Source organism: Rhizomicrobium sp., assembly GCA_037200985.1.
Taxonomy (GTDB): domain Bacteria; phylum Pseudomonadota; class Alphaproteobacteria; order Micropepsales; family Micropepsaceae; genus Rhizomicrobium.
This window is the reverse complement of the sequence record JBBCGJ010000001.1, coordinates 288,239-312,687: the sequence shown is the minus strand read 5'-3', so window position 1 is coordinate 312,687 and position 24,449 is coordinate 288,239. Positions and strand designations below refer to the sequence as shown.

Below are 24,449 nucleotides of genomic sequence, written 5' to 3'. Positions count from 1 at the left end.
TTCTACATAATCTCTATTGACTAGGTAGATATTACGAACAATATTCCGCCGACACGGCGCGGGCAGCGCCGCAATGGAGGGACACAGCCGCATGAATATCCGTCTTCGCGCCCTGGGCGCCGCACTTCTCGCCGGCGCGGCGACGCTCGCCGCCCCGCAGGCCTTTGCCGCCGCGGCGCCGGCCAGCAACACCGACGACCGCCTGCGCGCGCTCGAGGACGAGCTCGCCAACGTCAACGCGCAGCTCGTCGACCTGAAGCGCAGCCAGTCGAGCCAATACGACGACGGCAATCGCCAGCTCGCCGCCTTGCCGACGCTCAAATTCTCCAACGGCCGCCCGACCTTCGCGACGCCCGACGGCGAATTCACCCTCGCGATCCGCTCGCTGGTCCAGTTCGACTCGGCCTATTACGCCCAGGGCCATGTGCCGGCGGGCACCGATTTCTCCAGCGGCACCGATTTCCGCCGCGCCCGGATCGGCGTCGAAGGCACCGTGTTCAAGGACTGGTCGTACCAGTTCATCTACGATTTCGGCGGCTCGGGCATCGAAGCCGCGACCATCAGCTCGGCCTTCATCCAGTACAACGGGCTCGGCCCCGTGCACATCAAGGCCGGCGCCTTCCCGCCGCCCGAAAGCTTCGACGACACGACCTCGGCATCGGACCTGCTGTTCCTCGAGCGGGCGCAGCCGACCGACCTGGCCCGCACCATCGCCGGCTCCGACGGGCGCAAGGCCGCGGCGATCTTCGCCTATGACGACAACTATTTCGTCTCCGTCGCCTATACCGGCGGCCTCGTCGGCGACGCCGCCGTGTTCGACCAGCAGGAAGCGATCGTCGACCGCGCCGCCTATCGCTTCATCCTCGCGCCGGACGTGAACTTCGCCGTCGGCGCGGACTCGACCTATGTCTTCAAGGCCGCCGACACCGTGGCCGGCCCCAATTCGCCGACCGCGCTCCGTCTGCGCGAGCGCCCCGAACTGAACGTCGACAGCGAAGGCTTGCGCCTCGTCGACACCGGCACGCTGGACGCAAGCGACCTGCTGGAATGGGGCCTGGAGGCAACCGGCAACTGGCACAACCTTTATGCCCAGGGCGGCTATTTCAACTATCAGGTCGACCGCCGCACCGGGCCGCTGCTCGATCCCTCCTTCGACGGCTGGTATATCCAGGCAAGCTGGGTCCTGACCGGCGAGTCCAAGGCCTACAACCCCGCCACCGGCAGCTACACCCTTCCCAAGCCGACCGACGCGTTCCGGTTCGACAAGCCCGGCATCGGCGCCTGGGAAGTCGCGGCGCGCTACAGCGACCTTAACCTCGACTACGACGCCGGCGCGCCCGGCACGGCGAAAACGGCCAGCGGCATCCGCGGCGGCGACCAGCGCATCTGGACGGTCGGCCTCAATTGGTATCCGAATAACGCCATCCGTCTCGTGCTCGACTTCCAGCACACGGAGGTGTCGCGCCTGAACAATGCCGGCGGTTCCCTGGATGCCAAACTGGATGCCGTGTCCCTGCGCACCCAATTGTCGCTCTAAATCGTTCACCCCATTGGAAAGGGAGTTCCCCCTCATGAAGCGCCTCCTTACCGCCCTGGCCGCGGCTGCCCTGTTTGTGAGCAGCACGGCCCAGGCCGCCGACATCACGCTGCTGAACGTCAGCTACGACCCCACCCGTGAGTTGTACAAGGCGGTCAATGCCGCCTTCGCGGCCGACTGGAAGGCCAAGCATGGCGACACCGTCACCATCAACCAGAGCCATGGCGGCTCCGGCGCGCAGTCGCGCGCGGTGACCGACGGTCTGGAGGCCGACGTCGTCACCCTCGCCCTCGGCTACGATATCGACGCGATCGCCGCCAAGGGCCTGACCGCCAAGAACTGGGCGAGCCGCCTGCCGAACGCCTCGGTGCCCTACACCTCGACCATCGTGTTCCTGGTGCGCAAGGGCAATCCCTGGAAGATCAAGGACTGGCCCGATCTCATCAAGCCCGGCGTCCAGGTGATCACGCCCAACCCCAAGACCTCGGGCGGCGCGCGCTGGTCGTTCCTCGCGGCCTGGGCCTATGCGCTCAAAGCCCCCGGCGGCAACGCCGACAAGGCGAAGGCCTTCGTCACCGCGCTCTACAAGCACGTTCCGGTCCTCGACACCGGCGCCCGCGGCTCGACCACGACCTTCGCGCAGCGCGGCATCGGCGACGTGCTGCTCTCCTGGGAGAACGAGGCGCGGCTGGCGCTGAAGGAAGAGGGCGGCGACCAGTTCCAGATCGTCTATCCGCCGGTCTCGATCCAGGCCGAGCCGCCGGTGGCGCTGGTCGACAGCAATGTCGACAAGCACCACACCCGCGACGTCGCGACCGCCTATCTGAACTTCCTCTACACCAAGCCGGGCCAGGAGATCGAAGCGGCGAACTTCTATCGTCCCCGCGACGCCGGCGTGCTGGCGGCGCACGCCGCCGACTTCCCGAAGATCACGCTCTACGATTTCTCGGACACGTTCGGCGACTGGCAGAAGGCGCAGTCGACCTACTTCGCCGACAAGGGCGTGTTCGACCAGATCTACAAGCCCGGTCAGTGATGAGCAGCATCGCCGCCTCCCTCCCGGTTCGGCGATGGCGTAATCCGAGCGCACTACCCGGTTTCGGGTTGTCGCTCGGATTTACGCTTTTCTACCTGTCGGTCGTCGTTCTGGTGCCGCTTGCGGCGCTCGTCATCCGGCCCTGGCAGATCGGCTGGGCGGGCTTCGCCGAGCTCCTGAGCGACTACCGGGTCCTGCACGCGCTGAAACTGTCCTTCGGCGGCGCGGCCATCGCGGCGGCGATCAACACCGTGTTCGGCCTGGTCGTCGCCTGGGTCCTGGTCCGCTACCGCTTCCCCGGCAAGCGGATCGTCGACGCGGTGGTCGACCTTCCCTTCGCCCTGCCGACCGCCGTCGCCGGCATCGCGCTCTCCGCCCTGTACGCGCGCAATGGCTGGCTCGGCGCCCCCCTTGAGGCGGCCGGCATCAAGATCGCCTACACCCCCGCCGGCGTCGTGCTGGCGCTCACCTTCATCGGCCTGCCCTTCGTGGTGCGCACGCTGCAGCCGATCCTGGCCGAGCTCGGCCGCGACGCGGAGGAAGCCGCCGCCACGCTCGGCGCCACGCGCTTCCAGGCGATCCGCCGCGTCGTCCTGCCGGCCCTCACCCCGGCCTTGCTGACCGGCACCGCGATGGCCTTCGCCCGCGCGGTCGGCGAATACGGCTCGGTGATCTTCATCGCCGGCAACCTGCCCGGCATCTCGGAGATCGCGCCGCTCCTCATCGTCATCAAGCTGAACGAGAACGACTATGCCGGCGCCGCCGCCATCGGCGTGATCATGCTGGCGGCGTCCTTCGCGATGCTCCTCGCGCTCAACCTCCTGCAGGCCTGGACGGCGTCGCGGCGATGAGCGCATCGGTCCATACCCGCGGTCCGACGGAAGACCATCCCCTGATGCGCTGGACGCTGACGCTGCTCGCGCTCGGCTTCATCGGCCTTTTCCTCGTTTTGCCGCTCGTCACCGTGTTCGACGGCGCGCTGGGCGAAGGCTGGAAGGCGGCGCGCGAAGCTATCGCCGATCCCGAAACCCATGCCGCCATCCGCCTGACGCTGGTCGCGGCCGCGATCGCGGTGCCGCTGAACGCGGTCTTCGGCATCGCCGCGTCCTGGGCGATCGCGAAGTTCGACTTCACCGGCAAGGGTTTCCTCCTGACGCTGATCGACCTGCCCTTCTCGGTCTCGCCGGTGGTTTCCGGCCTCGTCTATGTCCTTATCTTCGGGCTCCAGGGCTGGCTCGGCCCCTGGCTGGCCGGGCACGACATCAAGATCATCTTCGCCCTGCCCGGCATCGTGCTGGCGACCATCTTCGTCACCTTCCCCTTCGTCGCCCGCGAACTCATCCCGCTGATGACCGACCAGGGCCGCGACGAGGAGGAGGCCGCCGTCTCGCTCGGCGCCGGCGGCTTCGCGACGCTGTGGCGCGTGACCCTGCCCAACATCAAATGGGGCCTGCTTTACGGCGTGCTTCTGTGCAACGCGCGCGCCATGGGCGAGTTCGGCGCCGTCTCGGTCGTCTCCGGGCATATCCGCGGCCTGACCGATACCATGCCGCTGCAGATCGAGGCGCTGTATAACGACTATCACTACGCTGCGGCCTTCGCGGTCGCCGCCCTTCTCGCGCTGCTCGCGCTCGTGACGCTGACGCTCAAATCCTTTCTGGAATGGCGCTACGCGGACGAGATCGCCGCGACGCATCGTCATTGACGGAGTTCCGAATGTCGCTTGTGATCGAAAAAATACAGAAGCGCTTCGGCGACTTCCAGGCGCTGCGCGGCGTCAGCCTGGAGGTGCCGGACGGCACCTTCCTCGCCCTGCTCGGCCCCTCGGGTTCGGGCAAGACGACCCTGCTGCGCATCCTCGGCGGCCTCGAGCATGCCGATCTCGGCCATGTCGCCTTCGCCGGGCTGGACTGGTTGACCCTGCCCGCGCGCGAGCGGCGCGCCGGCTTCGTCTTCCAGCAATACGCGCTCTTCAAGCACATGACGGTGGCCAAGAACGTCGCCTTCGGCCTCGACGTGCGGCCGCGCCGCAGCCGCCCCTCCCGCGCCGAGATCAGGCGCCGGGTCGAGGAGCTGCTCTCGCTCGTCCAGCTTGAAGGCCTCGGCAAGCGCTATCCGAGCCAGCTCTCCGGCGGCCAGCGCCAGCGCGTCGCGCTCGCCCGCGCTCTTGCCATCGAGCCGCGCATGCTGCTGCTCGACGAGCCGTTCGGCGCGCTCGACGCCAAGGTGCGCAAGGAGTTGCGCGGCTGGCTGCGCGGCCTGCACGAGCGGCTGGGACTGACCACCGTGTTCGTCACCCACGACCAGGACGAGGCGCTCGAGCTCGGCGATTCCGTGGCGGTGATGAACGAAGGCCGGATCGAGCAGGTCGCCACTCCGGCCGTGCTGCGTGCCAAGCCGGCGACGCCCTTCGTGGCGGAATTCCTCGAAGCCTCCCGCAGCCGGCCGCCGCGGACGGCAAACGTCGTGGCGCTGCATCATCCGTAGACGGACCATTTCGGCGCGGCCCGCGCCGTCGCCGAATGTGGCCCCGGAATCGTTCGACCTGACGCAACCCACATAAGCGTCGTCATGGCCCGGCTTGTCCGGGCAACCCGTCTTTCTCGCGGCCAAATTGGGTCGCCCGACCGAAAGGCCCTGGCGACCTGACCGGAAGTTCGCAGGATTCAAAAAGGGTTGTCATGGCCCGCGCATGCCCGCCAACCAGGTGACGCTTGATCCACAAGATGTCACCTGGGTCCGCCGCATTCGCGGCGGATGACATCGAGTATTGTGAACGTCCGGTCCGAGACCCAGTCGCCGCCGTCATCGCTCCGGCGCAGCGCTCGCCGATTCGGCGGCCGCGCGGTGCGCGGCGGATGTCCGCCGTCGGCGGCCCGTAAACATCCTGCCGTCCATTCGTCGCCAAGTTTCTTGAGAATGCACGTTCGCGAAATTTCGCGAACGAATTGTTCCGCTCATCCGTGCACGGAACGATAAGTAAGTACTGTCAGCGGCATTTTCCTGACGGCGCGGTTAAAAAAAATTTGTCTCGGCCGCCGTCGCGTGCACAATCGGCGGCGGAGCGCCTGGTCTTGCAACCATCAACAAGGAATATCCCATGCGCATGTTTCGTATGACTATGGCCTCCGTCGCGTTCGCCGGAGCAATGGCGGTTGTCGCGCCCGCCTTCGCGGACGATTCCAGCACCTCGACGCCGCCGCCGCCCTCGACCGACACCACCACCGCGCCGGCGCCGAGCACCCCTGCTCCGGCTCCGACCGACAACAAGGGCGACCAGGGGTCGACGACCACGCCCGACCCGAACGCGGGCCACTAAGACCGCCAGAACCTGGCAGCGGCCGGCGCCTGGCGCCGGCCGTTTTCATTTGGCGATCTTCCCGTCGTTCTTGGCGTCCGCGGACCAGACGAACAGCACCTCCGGATCGGCCCGCGCGAGCGCCTTGTCCTTGTGGGGATAGTCGAACGATCCCAACAGGTCGCGCAGGAAGGCCAGCCGCGCGATCTTCTTCGTGTCGCTGCGCACGATCCGCCACGGCGCGTTGGCGTGGCTGGTGCGCGCCAGCATCACGTCGCGCGCCTTCGAATAGGCGTGCCATTTCCGCGTCGCCTGCGCGTCGATCGGCGAGGACTTCCATTGCTTGAGCGGATTGTCGAGCCGCGCCTCCAGCCGCTTCTTCTGCTCCTTTTTGGAGATGTCGAGATAGTATTTGCGCAGCGCGATGCCGTCGCGCACCAGCATCTTCTCGAACGGCACGACGCCTTCGAGGAATTCCTCGGCCTGTTCCCCGCTCGCGAAGCCCATCACGCGCTCCACGCCGGCGCGGTTGTACCAGGAGCGGTTGAAGACCACGAACTCGTCCGCGCTCGGCAGGAAGGGCACGAAGCGCTGGAAATACCACTGCGTCTCCTCGCGGTCGGAGGGCTTGCCCGGCGCGTGCACGCGGGTGTCGCGCGGGCTCATATGCTCGACCAGCCGCTTGATCGTGCCGTCCTTGCCGGCGCCGTCGCGTCCCTCGACGATGACGAGCACGCGGGCATTCTCCTTCAAGAGGTGCCGCTGCAGCTTGACGAGCTCGATCTGCAGCTCGCGAAGCTCGCGGCTGTAGTCGCGCTTGTCGATCTTCGGCTTGGTCATGGGCGTTCCCTTCCGGCTCGCGGATTAGACGAGCGAAGCCCCGCCGGGGCAAGTCACAGGAGCCGGATGGCGCCGACCGCGCCTTTCGCGCCCCGCTCCGCGGCGATGCCGAAGACTTCCGCCAGCGTCGCGTCGGACAAGGCCGCCTCCGGCGCGCCCTGCGCCGCCGCCCGGCCGCCGCTGAGCACCACGATCGCATCGCAATGGCGCGAGGCGAGCGAAAGATCGTGCAGCGTCACCGCCACCGCGCTGCCCCGCGCCGCCTCCTCGCGCAGCAGGCCCATCAGCCTCAATTGATGCGCGGGATCCAGATAGGCCGCCGGCTCGTCGGCCAGAAGCACCGGCGCCTGCGTCGCCAGCGCCCGCGCGAAGAGCACCCGGGCGCGCTCGCCCGCCGACAATTCGTCCATCCGGCGCCCTGCGAAGCCGCGCGCGTCGCAGCGCTCCAGCGCGGCATCGATGGCGCGATCGTCCGCGTCCGAGACCGGCGCGAAGGGCGCGCGATGCGGCAGGCGCCCGAGCCGCACCAGCTCCCGCGCCAGCACCGGCCAATGCGCATCGGACTGCTGCGGCAGATAGGCCAGCGTGCGCGCCAGCGCGCCGCGCGACCAGTCCTCGAGCGGCCGGTCCAGGACGCGCACGCGCCCGCCGCTAGGCTTCATCAGCCCGAGCGCCACGCGCAGGAGCGTCGTCTTGCCGGCGCCGTTCGGCCCCACGATCCCGGTGACGGCGCCGCGCGCGAAGCCGGCGCTCACCCCGTCGAGCACGCGGCGCGCGCCATAGGTCGCCGACACCGCTTCGTAAACGACCGCCGCGCTCACGCTTCCCTCCGTAGGCGGAGGATCAGCCAGAAGAAGAACGGCGCGCCCAGCATCGCGGTGACGACGCCGAGCAGGAGCTGGCCGTCCGGCGCGACCAGCCTTATCGCGACGTCCGCCACCGTCACCAGCACGGCGCCGCCCAGCGCCGAGGGCAGGATCAGCCGCGACGGCTCGTAGCCGTAAAACCGCCTAAGCACATGCGGCACCACCATGCCGACGAAGCTGACCGCGCCCGCCGCCGCCGTCGCCGCCCCGGTCGCCAGCGCCACGCCGATCACGACGCGTCCGCGCACCGATCCGACGTCGACGCCCAGGCTCCGCGCCGCCTCCTCGCCCAGCGTCAGCGCGTCCAGCCCGCGCGCGGCGCTCAGCAGCAGCAGAATGCCGATCAGGGTCAGCGGCGCGGCGAAATACAGATCGGCCGGCTTGGCGTCCTTGAGCGATCCCATCATCCAGAACACCATGTCGCTCATCGCATAGGGATTGCGCGCGAAGGACAGCGCCAGCGCCGTCAGCGCCGTCGCCAGGCTCGCGACCGCCACGCCCGCCAGCACCAGCGCTGTCGCGCCAGCCCCCCGCCGCGACAGCAGATAGAGGATGCCGGCCGACACCAGCGCGCCGCCGATCGCGAACAGCGGCAGCAGCAAGGCATGCGCGACGGTGAGCCCGAAATAGATCGCCACCACCGCGCCGAGCCCGGCGCAGGACGTCACGCCGGTGACGCCGGGCTCGGCCAGCGGATTGCGGAACAGGCCCTGGAGCGCAGCCCCGCTCGCGCCCAGCGCCGCGCCGACGGCGATGGCCAGCCCCGCGCGCGGCAGCCGCAGCTCGCGCGCGACGATGCCCGCCGCGCCCTGTCCGTCGAACAGGCCCCTGACGATGTCGCCGGCTGTGAAGTCCGAGGGCCCCAGCAGCAGCGACAGGACGAAGGCCAGGGCGAGGATCGCGAACAGCACGAAGGTCGTGGCGCGCGCACGCGCCGCCCTTCCGACGCCCGTCACCGCCAAAACCGATCCGTCCACGCGGCCGCACTCCTTCGAGTCGCCGCTTGCGGTCTTCGCATGCCGTGCGCCAACCCCGGCGCCCGTCGGACGACACGCCCCGGTCAGGTCTCCTGGCTCGCGGCTGGCGCACCCGCCTTCCCGGTTTCCCAGTGGCACGAAGGATGCGCGTATGCGCCGCTCACAGTTGCGGGGGCAGCCGCGGCTCTGGCCGCGTTCCCTTGTCCGTTGCGTCGGGTCGGTTTTAGGGGCGGCGGCCCTGCCGCGCAAGCGCGCGCGCCTTGCGCCCCAGCGCCGCGAAGACCGGCGCCGCGTCGGCCGACCACGGCCCGGCGCAGAGCAGCGGCACCAGCGGATCCCACGCCGCATAGGTGCGCCCGTCCAGTGCCGCCAGCGCCGGATGGTGCAGCACCAGATTGGCCCGCGCGTCCGCGACGTCGCGCTGGCCGCTGTAGATCAGCAGCTCCGGCGCCGCCGCGATCACCTCCTCCACCGGGATGCGCCCGCTGCGCGTCGGCGCATAGCCCGGCGCCGCGTCGGCGAGGCCGGCGATCGCCATCAATTCCTCCGTCACCGGTCCCGACGTGGCATAGCCGTTCGGCTCATAGATCAGTGTACGGACGGACGGCCTGGGCGCCGTCCGGCGCGCCCGCGCCAACTCGCCGTCCATATGCGCCAGCAGCGCCGCCGCCCTGTCCTGCGCACCGAGCGCCTCGCCCAGCCGGCGCGTCGTCCGCCGGATCGCCGCCAGCGAATCGTCATAGGGCACTTCCAGCACCGGCACATGCAGGTCGTCCAGCGCAGCCCGAAGCCTCGGCAGGGTCCCGGCGAACAGCACCACCAGGTCGGGGCGGTAGTTCAGCACCGTCTCGGCGGACGGGCGGATCTGGGGAATCCCGCCGACCTTGTCCGCGATGGTCGAGACCACCGGATGGCGGTCGCCCGCCTCGAAGGACAGCGCAGCAATATGTCTGCGATCCACAAGGCGGAAGACATATTCGTCCGCGCACAGGTTGGTCGAAACGACACGCTGCGGCGCCGCTGCAACACTTCCGCTAGTGCAGAAAAATACTAGCGCGGCCGACGCGATCCGGCACGCCATCGTGAAGCCGGCTCCCTTGCGGAGCCGCGCCGCAGCGCCTATCTGCCGCGTGCCAATACGGGATAAATCCATGCGATCCGCTCTCGCCGCGCTCACCCTCGTGCTCACCTGCACCACCGCCCTGGCCGCCACGCCGGACGAAATCCTCGCCGCCAACCGCGCCGCCACCGGCGCCGACGCCGCGCGGGGCAAGGCGGCCGTTGTGATGCAATTCGACTATGCCGGCAATGGCCTCACCGGCACCGCCAACGGCACAAGCGACCTGACCGACGGGCGCTTCGAGCAGCACTTCGCGGTCGGGCCGATGACCGGCGCCAACGGCTATGACGGCGCGCATGTCTGGAGCAAGGACAATTCCGGCATCGTGACTCTGCAGGAGGCGGGCGACGCCGTCCCGCTCGCGGTCAACAACGCCTACCGCAACGCCAATCTGTGGTGGCTGCCCGATCACGGCGGCGCCACCATCGTCGAGGATCCGCAGAAGACCGAGAACGGCACGGTCTATGACGTGCTGACGGTGACCCCTAAGGGCGGCAAGCCGTTCGACGCCTGGTTCGACGCGAAGTCCCACCTGCTGCATCGCATCGACGAGGTGCAGGGCGGCGTGACGAACATCTCGACCTTCTCGAACTACCGCGCCTTCGACGGCGTGCAGCAGCCGGTCGACACCGTCACCAGCACCGGCGACGCCAAATACGACCAGCACCTGACGCTGACCAAGGTCGAGTTCCTCGCCAAGTCCGATCCCACGCTCTATACGCCGCCGAAATCCGCCGCGGCGGACTTCGCCATCGCCGGCGGCGCCCATTCGGTGACGCTGCCCTTCGATCTCATCGCCAACCACATCCACGCCAAGGTGAAGATCAACGGCACCGGGCCCTACGAATTCATCTTCGACACCGGCGGCGTGAACATCGTCACGCCGGAACTGGCCAAGACGCTAGGCCTGAAGATCGAAGGCCACACGGAAGGCCGCGGCGCCGGCGAGAGCACGGTGGACATGAGCTTCACCCATGTCGACAAGGTCGACATCGGCGGCGCCACCGTCGACAACCAGCTCTTCATCGCCTTCGATCTCGACGCGATGTATCCCGCCGACGGCACGCACATGCCCGGCATGATCGGCTATGAGGTCTTCCGTCGCTTCGTCACGACGGTCGACTACGGCGCGAAGACGATCACGCTGACCGATCCGAAATTCTTCGATCCCAAGATCGCCGGCACCCCGCTCCGCATCGCCTTCAACGGCAACGCGGTCATCGTCGACGGCAGCTATGGCGGCGTCCCGGGCAAGTTCCAGATCGACACCGGCGCGCGCAGCGCGCTGACGCTCGACGCGCCCTTCGTCGCCGCCAACCATATCGGCGACGGCGCGACCAAGACGGTCGAGGCGGTCGATGGCTGGGGCGTCGGCGGCCCCTCGCGCAGCCGCGTCCTGCGCGGCGGCGTGCTCAAGATCGGACCGTCCATCGAGGTCGACAATCCGGTCGTCGGCATGGGCACCGACAAGGCGGGCGCCTTCGCCGATCCCTCCATCGCCGGCAATATCGGCGGCGGCATCCTGAAGCGCTTCGTCGTCACCTTCGACTACGCCAACAACACGATGTACCTGAAGCCGGCCGCGGGCCCGATCGCCGATCTCGACACCTATGACCGCTTCGGCGCCTGGTTCAACATCGACACCGGCGGCTACAAGGTGATCGACCTCACCAAGGGCGGCCCCGCCGACACCGCCGGGCTGAAGGTCGGCGACGTCATCGCCGCCATCGACGGCAAGCCGGTCGAGCCCGGTCTGCTGCCCGACGTCCGCCAGCGCCTGCGCAACGAAAAGCCCGGCACGCCGGTCGTGCTGACGCTCGCCGGCGGCAAGACGGTCACGGTGACGCTGCGCGACCAGATCTAGCGAATGGCGAATAGGGAGTGGCGAGTAGGGGGCCGCTGGCTTACTATCCCTGCTCGCTACCCGCTATTCCGCTATTCGCTCTGGAGCCTTCCATGCCGATCTATCGCGCGCCGCTCGACGATTACCGTTTCGTCCTCAACGAGCTTCTGGAGATCGACAAGCAGCGCGACCTGCCGGGCTATGCCGAGCTGACGCCAGACCTCGTCGAGGACATCCTCGTCAACGCCGGCAAGTTCTGCGAGGAGGTCCTTCAGCCGATCAACCAGTCCGGCGACGAAGAGGGCGCGCATTTCGAGAACGGCGTGGTGCGCACGCCCAAGGGCTTCAAGGAAGCCTACAAGGCCTATTCCGAGGCCGGCTGGGGCGCCCTCGGCGCGCCGGCCGATCTCGGCGGCGCCGGCCTGCCGATCACCATGACCATGGCGGTCGGCGAGATGGCGATGGCGGCCAACCAGTCCTTCGCGATGTATCCGGGCCTCACCATGGCGGCCTATGGCGCGCTGGCCGGCCTCGGCCTGCCCTGGATGCGCGAGCACATCGCCGCCAAGATGATCAGCGGCGAATGGAGCGGCACGATGTGCCTGACCGAGCCCGGCTGCGGCACCGATCTGCGCCTGATGAAAACCAAAGCGGTGGAGCAGCCCGACGGCACCTACAAGCTCACCGGCACCAAGATCTTCATCTCCGGCGGCGACCACGACCTGACGGACAACATCATCCACATGGTCATCGCCAAGATCCCCGACGAGAACGGCCAGATCCACGACGACCTGTCGACCGTGAACTTCTTCATGGTGCCCAAATTCATCGTCGGCGAGGACGGCACAGTGGGCGCGCGCAACGGCGTGACGACCGGCGGCATCGAAAAAAAGATGGGCATCAAGGCGCAGGCGACCTGCGTGCTCAATTTCGACGAGGCGACGGCCTGGCGCCTCGGGCCCAAGCCGACGCCGCCGAAGCCCGGCGAAAAACGCCATTCCTCCGCCGGCATGGCGGGCATGTTCGGCATGATGAACGCCGCCCGCCTCGGCGTCGGCATCCAGGGCATCGCCATCGGCGACGTCGCCTATCAGAACGGCTACGCCTATGCCCATGAGCGGCGCGTCGGCCATGCCCTGACCGGCCCGAAGGAGCCCGACAAGTCCGCCGACCTGGAGATCGTGCATCCCGACGTCAAGCGCATGCTGCTGCATGCCAAGGCCTTCGTCGAAGGCGCCCGCGCGCTGGCGATGTGGACGACGGTGAACATGGGCGTCGCGCGCTCGGCGCGGCCGGAGGCGGAAGCCGCCGGCCTGCTCGCCGACCTGATGACGCCGGTGCTCAAGGCGTTCTGCACCGACATGGGGTTCGAGGCGGCGAATCTCGCCATGCAGTGCTATGGCGGCCACGGCTATATCCGCGACAACGGCGTGGAGCAGTTCGTGCGCGACGGCCGCATCAACCAGACCTATGAGGGCGCCAACGGCGTGCAGGCGATGGACCTGGTGGGCCGCAAGCTCGGCCGCAAAGGCGGTGCCGCGCCCTTCGCGTTGTTCGGCCAGATCGACGCCTGGCTGAAGGAGAACGCCAAGGACGAGGCGATGGCGCCCTATGTGAAGGGCGTCAAGCGCGGGCTGGAGAACCTGCAGAACGCCACGCTGTGGCTGGCGCAGAACGGCCTTGCCAACCCGAACAATGCCGGTGCCGGCGCCTACGATTATCTGCGCATGATGGGCATCGTGGTCACGGGCTGGATGTGGGGCCGCATGGCGAAGGTGGCGAACGCCAGGCTCGCGGCCGGCCAGGGCGACGCGGCGTTCTACAAGGGCAAGATCGTTTGCGCGAAATACTGGATGGAGCGCCTGATCCCCGAATGCCCGATGCTGCTGGAACGCATCCAGGCCGGCAGCGAAACGGTGATGGCGTTCGAGTAGGCGCCGGACGTCGTGGCTCGTCGCCAACTGCAAGAGAATTGTAAAGAGAATTGTCATGCCCGCGAAGGCGGGCAGCCAGTCTTGGCCGCGAGACCGGACGCCCGCCTTCGCGCGAATACCAATCGGGGAATGCCGCGAAGCAACGCGGCATTATTCTGATGCCCCATGACGATCCCTGGGCGCGCGAGCGCAATCCGCGTCCGCCGCCGCATCCGGCGCGGGTCTATGTCTGGCTCGGCTTCCTGATCGCGTGCAGCGTCGGCATCTGGGCGCTGTTCCATCTCTTCCCGGAAGTCTCGCTGTCGGACATGGACGCCGCCTGGCTCTTGCGCCTGGTTGGCGTTCTCGCGCTCGCGAGCAGCGCCATCCTGCTCGGCCGCCGCTTCCGCGCCCGCGAGATCGTCCGCAACATCGCCATCTGGCTCGGCGTCGCCGCCGTCCTGGTGCTCGGCTACAGCTACCGCGACGCGTTCATGTCCGTGCGCGACCGCGTGAGCGCCGAATTCCTCCCGACCGAGCCGGTCGCCGCCAACGCGCATACCGTGGTGCTGACCGAGACCGAGGCCGGCGACTACCGCGCCACCGGCGCGGTGAACGGCGTGCGCGTCCGCTTCGCCATCGACACCGGCGCGAGCGACATCGTGCTGTCGCCCGAAGACGCCCGCCGCGCCGGCATCGACCCGAGCGCGCTCAGCTACATCCACGACACCGGCACCGCGAACGGCATCGGCCACACCGCGGACGCGACGGTGACGAGCCTCACGCTCGGCCCGATCCATTTCGAGAACCTGCGGGTCTCGGTCAATCAAGCCCCGATGGACGGCTCGCTGCTCGGCATGGCCTTCCTGCGAAGGATGCAGTCCTTCGAGTTTCGCGGGCACAAGTTGTATTTGCGGTGGCGATAGACCACAGAAGACGACAAACCCCATCGTTGTGGCGGAGTGGAAATGTTCCCGCATGACCCATGCCGCTGAACCGCATGCCGGATAGCGGAAACGAAGTTGCACTCCGGTCAAGCCGGCGAAAAAATTAATCTTCCGCGACGTTCAGGATTTGTTACACTCGAGTCGATAGATGCAACGACCCTTTTCGAGGATATGTCATGGCCGAGCTGGATCGCCTGATTGAGCTCGCGCGGAACATCAAGATGACCCCGAGCGAGACCGAAGCGCAACGCAAGAGTTTTGCTTACGGCAATGCCGCGTTTGAAAATCCGCTGATCACAAAGGAAATGGTCGAGCAGGAAGCTGAAAAGCTCAAGCACGACAAATGACGGGAGACGAGACCGGTCGCGTTCGCCACAGTAAGGCGGAGGCGCCGAATGTAATCCTTTCGGAACAGCAACGCGCCGAACGCGAAGCAGCAAACGCTCTCGTTCAAGCGGCGCGCGTCATCGAGATGATCGAGTACTGGGCGGCGGAAAACGACCGTCCTTTCGTCTTCGCCCCTCGATAGTTCTTGAATTGAATCGACTGGCAATCGAAGGACTCGATGCTTTTGCGGGAAATTGGCGGCCGGGATCGATAGCGATATCCGGAAGCAAGCATCAGCCGCCGGCCGCACATCTGGTTCCGCAGCTCGTCGAGGATATGTGTGATACCAACGGCCTTAGTTTCTGACTCGTGAGGATTCAACGCGGCCGCTGTCTGTGATTCGCTTTGCGAGGTGATTCGCGAAGGGGATCGGCGATGGCGATCAAGATTTTGCGTTCGGAACACAGTGCTTCGGATTTGCGGCGGGAGGCGGCCAAGACGCGGCACGCCGATCAGGCTCGCCGGTTGCTGGCGCTGGCACTGGTGCTGGAAGGCACGTCTCGCACGGACGCGGCAACGGCGTGCGGCATGGATCGCCAGACGCTGCGCGACTGGGTGCATCGCTATAATGCGTCAGGCATCGATGGTCTTGTCGACCGCAAGGCTCCAGGCCCAACGCCCCGGCTGACGGAGCAGCAGGAGGCTGAACTTGTCCAGATTGTGGAGCAAGGTCCCGATCTTGCGAACGACGGTATGGTGCGCTGGCGCCGCGTCGATCTTCGCGACGTGATCGCCGCGCGCTTTGGCGTTGCGCTTCACGAGCGCACCGTGGGCAAGGTGCTGGATCGTCTCAACTTCAGCCATATGTCGGTTCGCCCGCGCCATCCCAAAGCAGACGCCGATGCCCAAGAGGCGTTCAAAAAAACTTCGCGCAGCTTGTCGATCGCGCCTTGCCGGATGCCGCCAAAACCAAGCCGGTCGAGATCTGGTTCCAGGATGAAGCCCGGATCGGCCAGAAGGGAAGCTTGACCAGAATGTGGGCGCGGCGCGGGACACGCCCCACCGCGCCGCGCGATCAGCGCTACAAGTGGGCCTACCTCTTCGGCGCGGTCTGTCCCGAGCGCGCCTGTGCCGCCGGTCTGGTTCTTCCTTGCGCCAATACCAGGGCGATGACGGCGCACCTCAAGGAGATCAGCCGGGCCGTCAGGCCAGGCGCCCATGCTGTCCTGGTCATGGACGGCGCTGGCTATCACGAGAAAGCCATCACCCACCTGCCGTCCAACATCTCGCTGCTGACGTTGCCGGCATACGCCCCCGAACTCAACCCGGTCGAGAATGTCTGGCAGTTCCTGCGCCAGAACCATCTCGCAAACCGCGTCTTCAAAGACTACGACGCCATCCTCGATGCTTGTTGCGACGCTTGGCGAAGCTTCCTCAGAAACCCAGACAATATCGCCTCGATAACCCAAAGATCATGGGCCAAATGTGTCAACCACTGAGGCCGTTGGTATGACTACGTCAACGACAATTGGAAATCCCAAAGAGCCACGCACTTGGCGTCCTATGTCATGTGGCGCATGAACTGGATTCACGCGTTTACCGATGGGAACGGGCGCACGGCCAGAGCAGTGTCGTATTTGGTTCTGTCGGCGCGTCTCAAGATGAAAATTCCCGGCGATCCGACGATACCGGAGCTAATCACGACGAACCGTGAACCGTACTACGCGGCATTGGAGGCGGCGGATGCCGGCCTTCTCGACAACACGATAAGCCTCGACGTTATGGAAGCATTGCTTGAGCGTCTTTTGGCGAAACAACTTCTGAGCGTAGTCACCGAAGCGTCGGGACACGCGTACTAGCCCAATCTCAGCCGATGCGCCGCTTCGGCGCGGGCGACGTGCTCGCGAGCAGGCTTCGCGCCCAGCATCGACTCCAGCGCCATCGCCAGCGTCGGATAGGCGAACGCGAACCCGCTCGCCAGCGCCTTCCTCGGCACCACGCGCTGGCCGCCCAGCAGCAACTCCCTCCCGAACGCGCCCAGCAACCGCAGCGGCAGCGCCGGGAGCGGCATCGCCGCCGGGCGATGCAGCGCATGGCCGAGCGCCCGCGCGAAATCCGCATTGCGCACCGGCGCCGGCGCCGTCGCGTTGACGGGGCCTTCCAATTCCTCGTTCGCAATCGCGTGCGCGATCAGCCGCACGAGGTCGTCGCGGGCGATCCAGCTCATCCATTGCCGGCCCGACCCGATGCGCCCGCCCATCCCGAACTCGAACGGCAGCAGCAGGCGCGCCAGCAGGCCTCCCTCCGTCCCCAGCACCAGGCCGATGCGCAGCGCCACCACCCGCAGGCCGAGCCCCCGCGCCTTCGCCGTCTCGCGCTCCACGATCTCGCAGGAGTCGTGGCTGAAGAAATCCCGCGCCGGCGCGGCGTCTTCCGCCAGCTCCTCGTCGCCGCGCAAACCGTACCAGCCGATGGCCGAGGCGCCGACCAGCACCGCCGGCCGCTGCTCCAGCCGCGCTGCGAGCCGCAGCAGGCCCGCCACCATGCTCCGGCGCGACTCGACGATCGCCCGCTTGCGCGCCGCGGTCCACAGCCCGCCGCTCACCGGCTCGCCCGCGAGATTGACGATGGCGTCGATCCGCGTCGCACCGTCGATCTGTTCGAGATCGGTCACCAGCCGGAAGGGCGGCCTGAGCGCCAGCGCCTTCTCCGCCTTGCGCGTCAGCACGATCACGTCATGACCGGCCGCCGTCAGCCCCTCGACCAGCCGCGCGCCGACGAAGCCGGTCGCGCCCGTCACCAGGATGCTGCGATGGCGCGGCAGCGCCGTCACCAGCGCCGCCGCCGGCTTGGGCACCAGCCGTGCCGCGCGCGCCGAGGCGGCGAGATCGCGCAGCCCGAACACCGCCACGCCGAGCGCCGCCGCCGCCGCAAGCACGCTCCACGCGCCATGGAACGCCGGCACCATGCCGGTCTCCTGCCCCGCCCAGCCGAGCAGCACCGGCAGCAGGGCATAAAGGATCGCACCATAGTTCAGCGCCAGCAGCGTATGCGTCACGCGCTCCGTCGCCGGCAGCTTGCGGCTCACATCCTCCTCCACGAAGTCGGCGAGCGTGATGACGATCTCGACGGCGAGGAACGCGATCGCCGCCCAGGCCAGCGCGCCATGCACCTCGCTCCAGCCCAGCGCCGCGAACAGCGCGCCATAGATCAGGTTGCGCACGCCGTGCAGCTTCAATTCGCGCCGCTGCGACGGCCGCCACGCCAGCCGCTCGGTCAATTCGTGGTGATAGAGCGTGTCGAAGCCGCCGAGCGCGACCTGCGCGGCGATGAGCGTCCACAGAAGTGTCGAGGTCATGGAATTGCCTCCCGGAAGATGGCGGTCTGGTGGATGATGGGCCCGAACACCGGATGCACGACGTCGAGCGCGAACAGGAACCGGCCCTCGCCCAGTTCCTTGTGCGTCACCGTCAATGCGCCCGGCACGAGAAACGCGGGCAGACCCAGCCGCGCGCCGCCGATCTGCACGAAGTACGTCGCGCTGCGGAACAGGAGCACGCCCTCCTCGACATGCACGGTCAGCGCCATGCCGACGCCGCAGCCGACATATTCCTCGAGCCCCGTGTCGCCCGCGAAGCGCTTGGCGGAATGGATCACCTGCGGGAAGCCGCGGCGGCGCGCATAGATCCGCGTCCACACCTGCCCGCCACTCGGGCCATCCTCGGTCACGGTGACGACGGCCGGGATGCCCACCTCGTCGAACAGCGGCAGCGGCCCGCCGATCAGCCGCGCGGCCTGCGCGAACAGCCATCCCATAGGCGCGATCCGCGTCTGCGCCACTTCGCCGACATAGACGACGCTGTCGCCGCCTTTCAGCCGCTTGGAGAACCGCGCCCGCACCGGCGCCGGCAGCGCCGCCCAGTCCTCCGGCGTCAGCAGCGCGCGGAACCTGAGATCGCCGAGGGCCGGCGAAGGCGTCGGGGTCCGTTCCAGAACGTTCAGCCGCGCCATGCCGCCCTCCCCTATCTGCTTTTCTTACCCGGCAGAAAGCCCGCGATCCGCGCCCCGAGCCTTATCAGCGCCATCAAGGTCGGCTTGGGCAGCTTGCTCATCTGGTCGAACCAGCCGGTCATGGTGCGGGTGAAATCGAGCATCGCGTTCAGCCGCGCTGCCGCGGTCGCCGACAGCCTGGCATCGCCCGCCGCCTCCGCGACGCAGGCCTCCAGCGCCGCGATCGCCGGATCGAGCTCGCGCTCCTTGCGCCCCGCCGCGATCTTGGCGGCGATGGACCAGATGTCGGTGTCGGCCTCGAAATGGTCGCGCCGGTCGCCCAGCACCGGAACGCGGCGCACCAGGCCCCAGCCCTGCAGCTCCTTCAGCGAGTTGGACACGTTGGAGCGCGCCATCGCCAGCGTCTCGGCGATCTCCTCCGCGGTCAGCGGCTTTTCCGCGAGGTAGAGCAGCGCGTGGATCTGGCTGACCGAGCGGTTGACCCCCCACTGCCCGCCCATGTCGCCCCATTGCAGGACGAAGCGGCGGATCGCGGGCGGCAGGTCGTTGGAAACTGTTATTTCTGTCATGACAGAAATATCGGACAAAACGGGCCGGCCGTCAAGCCCCGGCCCGCGCCGTCGGGCCGTCACGCCGCGGGCGGCCGCGCGGCCGTCCGGCGCTCGGCCCAGCCCGATTGCGGACGGACGAATCTGTCGGAGAACCACGGCATCGTCTCGGGCGCGAAGACGTGCCTGGCCAGGAAATCGATCGTCTTGCGCACATGCTCCTCGCGCGCCGCCTCGCGCGAATAGCTCAGCCAGACCGGAAGCGGCCAGGGCTCGATCAGCGGGATCATCACCAGGCTCGGATAGATCGCGGCGACATAGGTCGGAAGCAGTCCGATCCCGGCGCCGTTGCGCACCGCCTCCACCATCACGGAGCTCTGGTTGGTGAACAGCCGCGTGCGGACCTCGCTGCCGCCCTCGCACAGCGCGAGCCACGATCCGCCCGCCGCGGTGTACTGAAGCAGCTCGAAGACGTTGTGCTGGGTGAGATCGGAAACCGTCTTCGGCATACCGCAGCGCTCGAGATAGTCCTCGGTCGCCATCGGAACGATGTGCAGGCTCGCGACCTTGCGGCCGAGGCGGTCCAGATTGGCGGGCTCGCGGTACATGATGCCGATGTCGAACTGCTCGCCGCGGACGATTTCGCGCTCGTATTGGCAGAGCAGCCTGAGCTCGATCTCGGGATGCTCGCGATAGAACTGCGCCAGGAAGCGCGGCAGCCAATAGGTCGCGATGCCGTCGCCCATGGCCAGGCTGCACTTGGCATAGGCCCGCACCTTGCGCGCCACGCGCATCAGCACGGGATCCGTCGCGCTGCGCAGGCGCCGCGCATCGGTCAGGAATTTGGCGCCCTGTTCGGTCACCACCAGGCCGTCGGCTTCGCGCTCGAACAGGCGGCTGCCCAATATCCGCTCGGCCTGCTGGATCTCGCGGCTCAAGGTCGAGCGCGACGTTCCGACCTGCGCCGCGGCCTTGCGCAGGCTTCCGGCTTCCGCGACGGCCAGCATCCGCATCAGCAGCCGCCAGAGGTCCGGATCGATCGCCGCCGTCTCGAATTTGCTCATGCCGTCTCTCTTTTCGCCACTGTCCCCGACGCGGGCCCGCGGCCCAACCTTAAAGAAAAATTGGTCGCGGAATGAAACCTTCGCGTCGCGAAGGAAAGCACAAGGAGACAGAGGATGACATCGGTGCCGGCGTCTGAGAAGACGGAGCTTTGGGGCCGCTTGGACGACGAGACCGCGGTTTGCCTGCGCCGGGCGTCTGCCCATGAGATAACGACGCTGCACGCGCTCATCGCCCGGGAGATCGGCGGAAAAGTCGCCTCCCTGCCCGTCATGGTCCGGGCGAGCGAGATCAACCGCGACAGCTTCTGGACGATCGTCCGCCGGCGCCTGCGCGACGGCCGGGACGAGATCGCCGGCTGCTATGCCTTCCTGTTCCTCAATGCCCTCGGCGCCCGCGCCATCGAGACGCGCAGCTTCGACGCGACCGACCCGCCGCCGGAATATCTGGTGCCGACCGGCGAACGGCCCGCGCTCGTCTATATGTGGGCCATCGTCGCGCGGAAGATGCTGGGCGTCACCTTCCCCATGATTTCGCAAGGCTTCGATTCCGGCCCCTATGGCGGATTGCCGGTCGTCGGCCGCGCCGGCAGCATGGGCGGACTGAAGGCATTGTCCGCGGGCGCCGAAGCGATGGACCCGCCGGCCATCGGCACCTTGTTCCGGATCCGGAGCAAGGCGGCATGAGCCTTGAAATCTCGGTCGTCCGGACGCTCGACGAACTCGCGCAGGTCTTCTCCGTTCGCGCGCGCGTCTATTGCGGCGAACAGCGCTGCCCTCACGACGAGGAATTCGACGGCAACGATTTCACCGCCACGCAGATCCTCGCGCGCTCCGGCGGCGAGCCGATCGGGTCGCTCAGGATCAGGTATTTCGGGAGCTTCGCGAAAATCGAACGGCTTGCCGTGCTGCCGGCCTATCGGGGGACCGGGACGGGTCTGGAGATCGCGCGGCTCGGCATCGATCTGTGCCGCGACAAGGGATTTGCGCGGCTCTATGCCCATGTCCAGAAGCGGCTGGTGCCGTTCTGGGAACGGCTCGGCTTCCGCCCTGCCGGCCAGAACAGGACGTTGTGCTTTTCCGATCATGAATATTGCGAGATGCTGGCCGAGTTCGAACCCCTGGACACCGAACTCAACCTGCACAGCGATCCGATGATCCTGCTGCGCCCGGAAGGATGCTGGGAGCGGCCCGGCGTGCTGGACCGTTCCGCGGCCCGGCCGGCGACAAATCCGCACTGACCTCAAGGCGAGAGGCAATTGCCGAGCGCCGCAAGACCTTTCCACGCTTGGAAATTCCGCCGCCCTTCACGGCAGGGTCACATTCGCGGTCCGATATGCGGCGCCTCTCGAACGGATTCGCCCATGCGTCTCGTTGCCCTCGCCTTTTGCGCGCTCCTCGCCGCCGCCATGCCCGCCGCGGCCCAGCCGGTCCTGATGATCTCGATCGACGGGCTGCGTCCCGCCGATGTCATCGACGCACCGGCGCGCGGCCTCCAGGTGCCGAACCTGCGCGCCCTGATGGCGGACGGCGCCTGGGCCGGCGGCGTGCGCAACACGCTGCCGACCGTGACCTATCCCGACCACACCACGCTCGTGACCGGCGCCTGGCCCGCGGTCCACGGCGTCACGAGCAACACCGTGTTCGATCCGCTGCAGAAGAACATGCAGGGCTGGTACTGGTACGCCCGCGACGTCAAGGTCGAGGGCCTGTGGGAAGAGGTGCACAAAGCCGGCTTCAAGACGGCCAGCGTCAACTGGCCGGTGACCGTCGGCGACGACTTCATCGATTACAACGTTCCCGAGTTCTGGCGCACCTTCTATCCGCCGGAGGACGCCAAGCTGCTCGAAGCGGTGTCGACCCGCGGCCTGTTGGACGAGCTGTCGCGCGTCGGCGGCACGCCCGAGGAAGCGCTCATCGGCGAGGAGCCGCAGAACGACCAGGCCCGCACCAATATCGCGGTGGCGCTGCTCGCGCTGAAGCATCCGAAGTTCATGACCCTGCATCTGACCGCGCTCGATCACAACGAGCACAAATACGGCCCCGGCTCGAAGGAGGCGAACGCCGTGCTCGAAAAGCTCGACGCCCAGATCGGCGAGGTCGTCGCCGCGGCGCGCCGCGCCGCGCCCGACACCGTCATCGCGCTCGTCTCCGACCACGGCTTCGCTTCGGTCGAGCATGACGTGAACCTGATGCCGGCCTTCGCCGAGGCGGGGCTGGTCACGCTCGATCCCGAGACGCACAAGCCGACCGCGTGGGAGGCGGAGCCGTGGAATGCCGGCGGCTCGGCGGCGGTCATGCTGGCACGGCCGGAGGATGCGGCGCTGCAGGCCAAGGTCAAGGCGTTGTTGGACCGGCTCGCGGCCGATCCGGCGAACGGCATCGGCGCGGTGATCGACCGCGCCGGCATCGCCAGGGCCGGCGGCGGCGTCGAGCCCTCGTTCTGGCTCGATTTCAAGCTCGGCTACGAGACCGGCTCCAAGACGACCGGCCCGCTTGTCACCGCCGGCAGCAACAAGGGCACGCACGGCTATTTCCCGACGCATCCGGAGATGCGCGCCACGTTCATTCTCGCCGGCATCGCGAAGAAGGGTCCTCTGGGCGAGATCGACATGATCGACATCGCGCCGACGCTGGCGAAAGTTCTGGGCGTCCCCCTGCCCCAGGCGACGGGCAAGCCGCTGTTTTGAGACTTTTCCTCTCCCGCTTGCGGGAGAGGATGCGAAAACTTGCACTTGGCGAAGCGAAGCGCAGCCAAGTGCTTAGTTTTCGCTGGTGAAGGGCACGCTCACAAATCCCGCAGCGCGTGACGCGACGGCGTCAGCGGCAGCCAGCGCGGCGCCTTGCCCTTCGCGAGCCAATAGGGCTTCCACAGCCGCGTCCAGGCGCTGCGATCGATCGGCACGGAGCTCCAATCGAAGTCGCGCTTGGCGAGACCCGACAGGTCGTGCGCGTTCAGCCATTGCCGCGCCGCCCACCACAGCGCGTCCGGCGCATCCTTGTTGCCGGCGAGCGCAAGCTGCGTGATCGCCGGATAAGGATCGCCGTTCTCCCAGCCGACGCACACCGTCGCCAGCCGCGCGCCGTCGCGGCGCAAGCCGAACAGGCGGAGGCGGTCATGGACCAGCCCGTCGCTATAGGTCCGCACGCAATTGCGCATGGCATCGGCCTCGGCCGCGATCTCCGCCGCGCTCGCCAGCGGCGCGAATTCGTAACCCTCCCAGCGGCGCAGGCTCAGCCAGCAATCCCGGATCGGCCGGCCGCCGAGGTTGAGATCGAGTTCGACCGCCGTCGCCCAGTCGTCGGCATGGCGCCAGGCCGCCTGCAACGGCATCTGCGGCCGCCAGGGCCGGCGGATCAGCGACGCGGCATAGGTGTCGGGCCGCGCCGAAAACCACGCCCAGAGGCCGAGCAGTTCAAGCCGGTGTATCCGGCGCGCGCGGTTCGCCCGCCGCCGGTCGCGCCGCTTCCGCTTATCGGACGGCGCGTGCGCGAACTCACGCGCGCACCACAGCACGAAATCCTGGTCGGCCCAGCGATGCGCGAAGGCAACGGCCTCGAACCACTGCGGCGCGAATTTCGCATGGGTCGGAAGATGATTGGCGATGCGATGGCGCACGAAGGCGCCGTCCGGCAGTTCCGGCAGCGGCGCGGGCAGCATCTCGGGCGCCATTCGGCGCAGCCAGAGCGGTACGCGCGCGGCCGCGGCCAGCGACGCCAGCGGCGCCCCGGCGATCGCGCCGTCGATGACGGCCTGCGCCGCGGCGCGGCCGTTCGGCCAGGCGAGCGCGACCAGCAGCGCCGGAAAGCTGACGCTGAGATCGGCCAGCCGCGGATGCCGCCGCGCGAGCGCGACGGCGGCAGGCTGCGCCTTGCGGCCGAAGCGTTTCAGCGCCCGGCCGATGGCCTGGATGCGCGCGAAGAAAGGCGCGCCCGCGCGCGGGGACGCGCGCAGCATTTGCGAAGACATGGAATGCCTCAAACGCCGGCGGACCGGCGCTATGGATAAGGATCTGAAGGAAATTCCGGGTCGGCCCCGGACAGCCTTAGATGTCGCGGAGCGAACCCGGGATGCATTCGACGATATTCAATGCGTGCTCCCGGCTGAGGTTTCGAGGCGCGCTG

General features: G+C 67.7%; 23 protein-coding genes, 1 pseudogene and 1 riboswitch. Of the genes and pseudogenes, 15 read left to right on the top strand and 9 right to left on the bottom strand.

Features of this window, described 5'->3' with window-relative positions:
• Positions 1–91 precede the first annotated feature (91 nt).
• The 6 genes from WDN01_01515 (at position 92) to WDN01_01490 (ending at position 5,892) form a co-directional block, all read left to right on the top strand.
• Positions 92–1,537: a porin gene (locus WDN01_01515; GenBank protein ID MEJ0024678.1), complete on the top strand. Its 1,446-nt coding sequence runs from the start codon at positions 92–94 to the stop codon at positions 1,535–1,537.
• A gap of 34 nt (positions 1,538–1,571) precedes the next feature.
• On the top strand, positions 1,572–2,573 hold the full coding sequence (locus tag WDN01_01510; protein ID MEJ0024677.1) for a sulfate ABC transporter substrate-binding protein: 1,002 nt from the start codon (positions 1,572–1,574) through the stop codon (positions 2,571–2,573).
• On the top strand, positions 2,573–3,424 hold the full coding sequence (gene cysT / locus WDN01_01505; GenBank protein MEJ0024676.1) for a sulfate ABC transporter permease subunit CysT: 852 nt from the start codon (positions 2,573–2,575) through the stop codon (positions 3,422–3,424). Before WDN01_01510 ends, cysT begins: the two co-directional genes overlap by 1 nt.
• On the top strand, positions 3,421–4,278 hold the full coding sequence (gene cysW, locus WDN01_01500; protein ID MEJ0024675.1) for a sulfate ABC transporter permease subunit CysW: 858 nt from the start codon (positions 3,421–3,423) through the stop codon (positions 4,276–4,278). Before cysT ends, cysW begins: the two co-directional genes overlap by 4 nt.
• An 11-nt stretch (positions 4,279–4,289) precedes the next feature.
• A complete protein-coding gene (gene cysA, locus WDN01_01495; GenBank protein ID MEJ0024674.1) occupies positions 4,290–5,060 on the top strand; it encodes a sulfate ABC transporter ATP-binding protein in 771 nt (256 codons plus the stop codon).
• A 619-nt stretch (positions 5,061–5,679) separates the two neighbouring features.
• A complete protein-coding gene (locus WDN01_01490; protein MEJ0024673.1) occupies positions 5,680–5,892 on the top strand; it encodes a hypothetical protein in 213 nt (70 codons plus the stop codon).
• Positions 5,893–5,937: 45 nt separating this feature from the next.
• Here WDN01_01490 and ppk2 read toward each other — a convergent pair whose 3' ends face one another.
• The 4 genes from ppk2 to WDN01_01470 all read right to left on the bottom strand — a co-directional run bounded on the left by ppk2 (position 5,938) and on the right by WDN01_01470 (position 9,515).
• Positions 5,938–6,711: a polyphosphate kinase 2 gene (gene ppk2, locus WDN01_01485; protein ID MEJ0024672.1), complete on the bottom strand. Its 774-nt coding sequence runs from the start codon at positions 6,709–6,711 to the stop codon at positions 5,938–5,940.
• Positions 6,712–6,764: 53 nt separating this feature from the next.
• A complete protein-coding gene (locus tag WDN01_01480; protein ID MEJ0024671.1) occupies positions 6,765–7,532 on the bottom strand; it encodes an ABC transporter ATP-binding protein in 768 nt (255 codons plus the stop codon).
• Positions 7,529–8,554: an iron ABC transporter permease gene (locus WDN01_01475; GenBank protein ID MEJ0024670.1), complete on the bottom strand. Its 1,026-nt coding sequence runs from the start codon at positions 8,552–8,554 to the stop codon at positions 7,529–7,531. Before WDN01_01475 ends, WDN01_01480 begins: the two co-directional genes overlap by 4 nt.
• 85 nt (positions 8,555–8,639) lie before the next feature.
• Positions 8,640–8,756, bottom strand: a riboswitch (cobalamin riboswitch).
• Positions 8,757–8,777: 21 nt separating this feature from the next.
• Positions 8,778–9,515, bottom strand: a complete 738-nt coding sequence (locus WDN01_01470; GenBank protein MEJ0024669.1) for an ABC transporter substrate-binding protein — start codon at positions 9,513–9,515, stop codon at positions 8,778–8,780.
• 190 nt (positions 9,516–9,705) lie between these two features.
• On the opposite strand from WDN01_01470, the gene WDN01_01465 reads away from it, so the two are divergent.
• The 6 genes and pseudogenes from WDN01_01465 (at position 9,706) to WDN01_01440 (ending at position 16,563) form a co-directional block, all read left to right on the top strand.
• Positions 9,706–11,538 carry an aspartyl protease family protein gene (locus WDN01_01465; protein MEJ0024668.1) on the top strand — a complete coding sequence of 611 codons (1,833 nt, stop codon included), beginning with the start codon at positions 9,706–9,708 and terminating at the stop codon, positions 11,536–11,538.
• A 92-nt stretch (positions 11,539–11,630) separates the two neighbouring features.
• Positions 11,631–13,451 (top strand): acyl-CoA dehydrogenase C-terminal domain-containing protein, encoded by a 1,821-nt coding sequence (locus WDN01_01460; protein MEJ0024667.1) that lies wholly within the window; start codon positions 11,631–11,633, stop codon positions 13,449–13,451.
• A 158-nt stretch (positions 13,452–13,609) separates the two neighbouring features.
• Entirely contained in the window at positions 13,610–14,356 is a 747-nt protein-coding gene (locus WDN01_01455) for a TIGR02281 family clan AA aspartic protease (GenBank protein MEJ0024666.1), read from the top strand.
• A 197-nt stretch (positions 14,357–14,553) separates the two neighbouring features.
• A complete protein-coding gene (locus WDN01_01450) occupies positions 14,554–14,724 on the top strand; it encodes a hypothetical protein (protein ID MEJ0024665.1) in 171 nt (56 codons plus the stop codon).
• A 415-nt stretch (positions 14,725–15,139) separates the two neighbouring features.
• A protein-coding gene (locus WDN01_01445) for an IS630 family transposase (protein ID MEJ0024664.1) occupies positions 15,140–16,203 on the top strand; the annotation gives its coding sequence in 2 pieces (ribosomal slippage) (positions 15,140–15,620 and positions 15,620–16,203; 1,065 coding nt in all).
• Between the two features lie 18 nt (positions 16,204–16,221).
• Positions 16,222–16,563, top strand: a pseudogene (locus tag WDN01_01440) (Fic family protein).
• Here WDN01_01440 and WDN01_01435 read toward each other — a convergent pair.
• The 4 genes from WDN01_01435 to WDN01_01420 are packed head-to-tail and all read right to left on the bottom strand — an operon-like array spanning position 16,560 to position 20,327.
• On the bottom strand, positions 16,560–18,062 hold the full coding sequence (locus WDN01_01435; protein MEJ0024663.1) for a TIGR01777 family oxidoreductase: 1,503 nt from the start codon (positions 18,060–18,062) through the stop codon (positions 16,560–16,562). The pseudogene WDN01_01440 and the gene WDN01_01435 overlap by 4 nt on opposite strands.
• Entirely contained in the window at positions 18,059–18,715 is a 657-nt protein-coding gene (locus tag WDN01_01430; GenBank protein MEJ0024662.1) for a DUF4166 domain-containing protein, read from the bottom strand. Before WDN01_01430 ends, WDN01_01435 begins: the two co-directional genes overlap by 4 nt.
• An 11-nt stretch (positions 18,716–18,726) precedes the next feature.
• On the bottom strand, positions 18,727–19,284 hold the full coding sequence (locus WDN01_01425; GenBank protein MEJ0024661.1) for a MarR family transcriptional regulator: 558 nt from the start codon (positions 19,282–19,284) through the stop codon (positions 18,727–18,729).
• Between the two features lie 59 nt (positions 19,285–19,343).
• Positions 19,344–20,327, bottom strand: a complete 984-nt coding sequence (locus tag WDN01_01420; protein MEJ0024660.1) for a LysR family transcriptional regulator — start codon at positions 20,325–20,327, stop codon at positions 19,344–19,346.
• 114 nt (positions 20,328–20,441) lie between these two features.
• Here WDN01_01420 and WDN01_01415 point away from each other — a divergent pair, with 114 nt between their 5' ends.
• The 3 genes from WDN01_01415 to WDN01_01405 all read left to right on the top strand — a co-directional run bounded on the left by WDN01_01415 (position 20,442) and on the right by WDN01_01405 (position 23,014).
• Positions 20,442–21,011 (top strand): hypothetical protein, encoded by a 570-nt coding sequence (locus WDN01_01415; GenBank protein MEJ0024659.1) that lies wholly within the window; start codon positions 20,442–20,444, stop codon positions 21,009–21,011.
• Complete coding sequence (locus tag WDN01_01410) at positions 21,008–21,565, top strand: GNAT family N-acetyltransferase (GenBank protein ID MEJ0024658.1); 558 nt, start codon at positions 21,008–21,010, stop codon at positions 21,563–21,565. Before WDN01_01415 ends, WDN01_01410 begins: the two co-directional genes overlap by 4 nt.
• Before the next feature lie 123 nt (positions 21,566–21,688).
• Positions 21,689–23,014 (top strand): ectonucleotide pyrophosphatase/phosphodiesterase, encoded by a 1,326-nt coding sequence (locus WDN01_01405; protein ID MEJ0024657.1) that lies wholly within the window; start codon positions 21,689–21,691, stop codon positions 23,012–23,014.
• A 98-nt stretch (positions 23,015–23,112) separates the two neighbouring features.
• Here the strand turns inward: WDN01_01405 and WDN01_01400 are convergent, their stop codons facing one another.
• On the bottom strand, positions 23,113–24,294 hold the full coding sequence (locus WDN01_01400) for a hypothetical protein (protein MEJ0024656.1): 1,182 nt from the start codon (positions 24,292–24,294) through the stop codon (positions 23,113–23,115).
• Positions 24,295–24,449 lie beyond the last annotated feature (155 nt).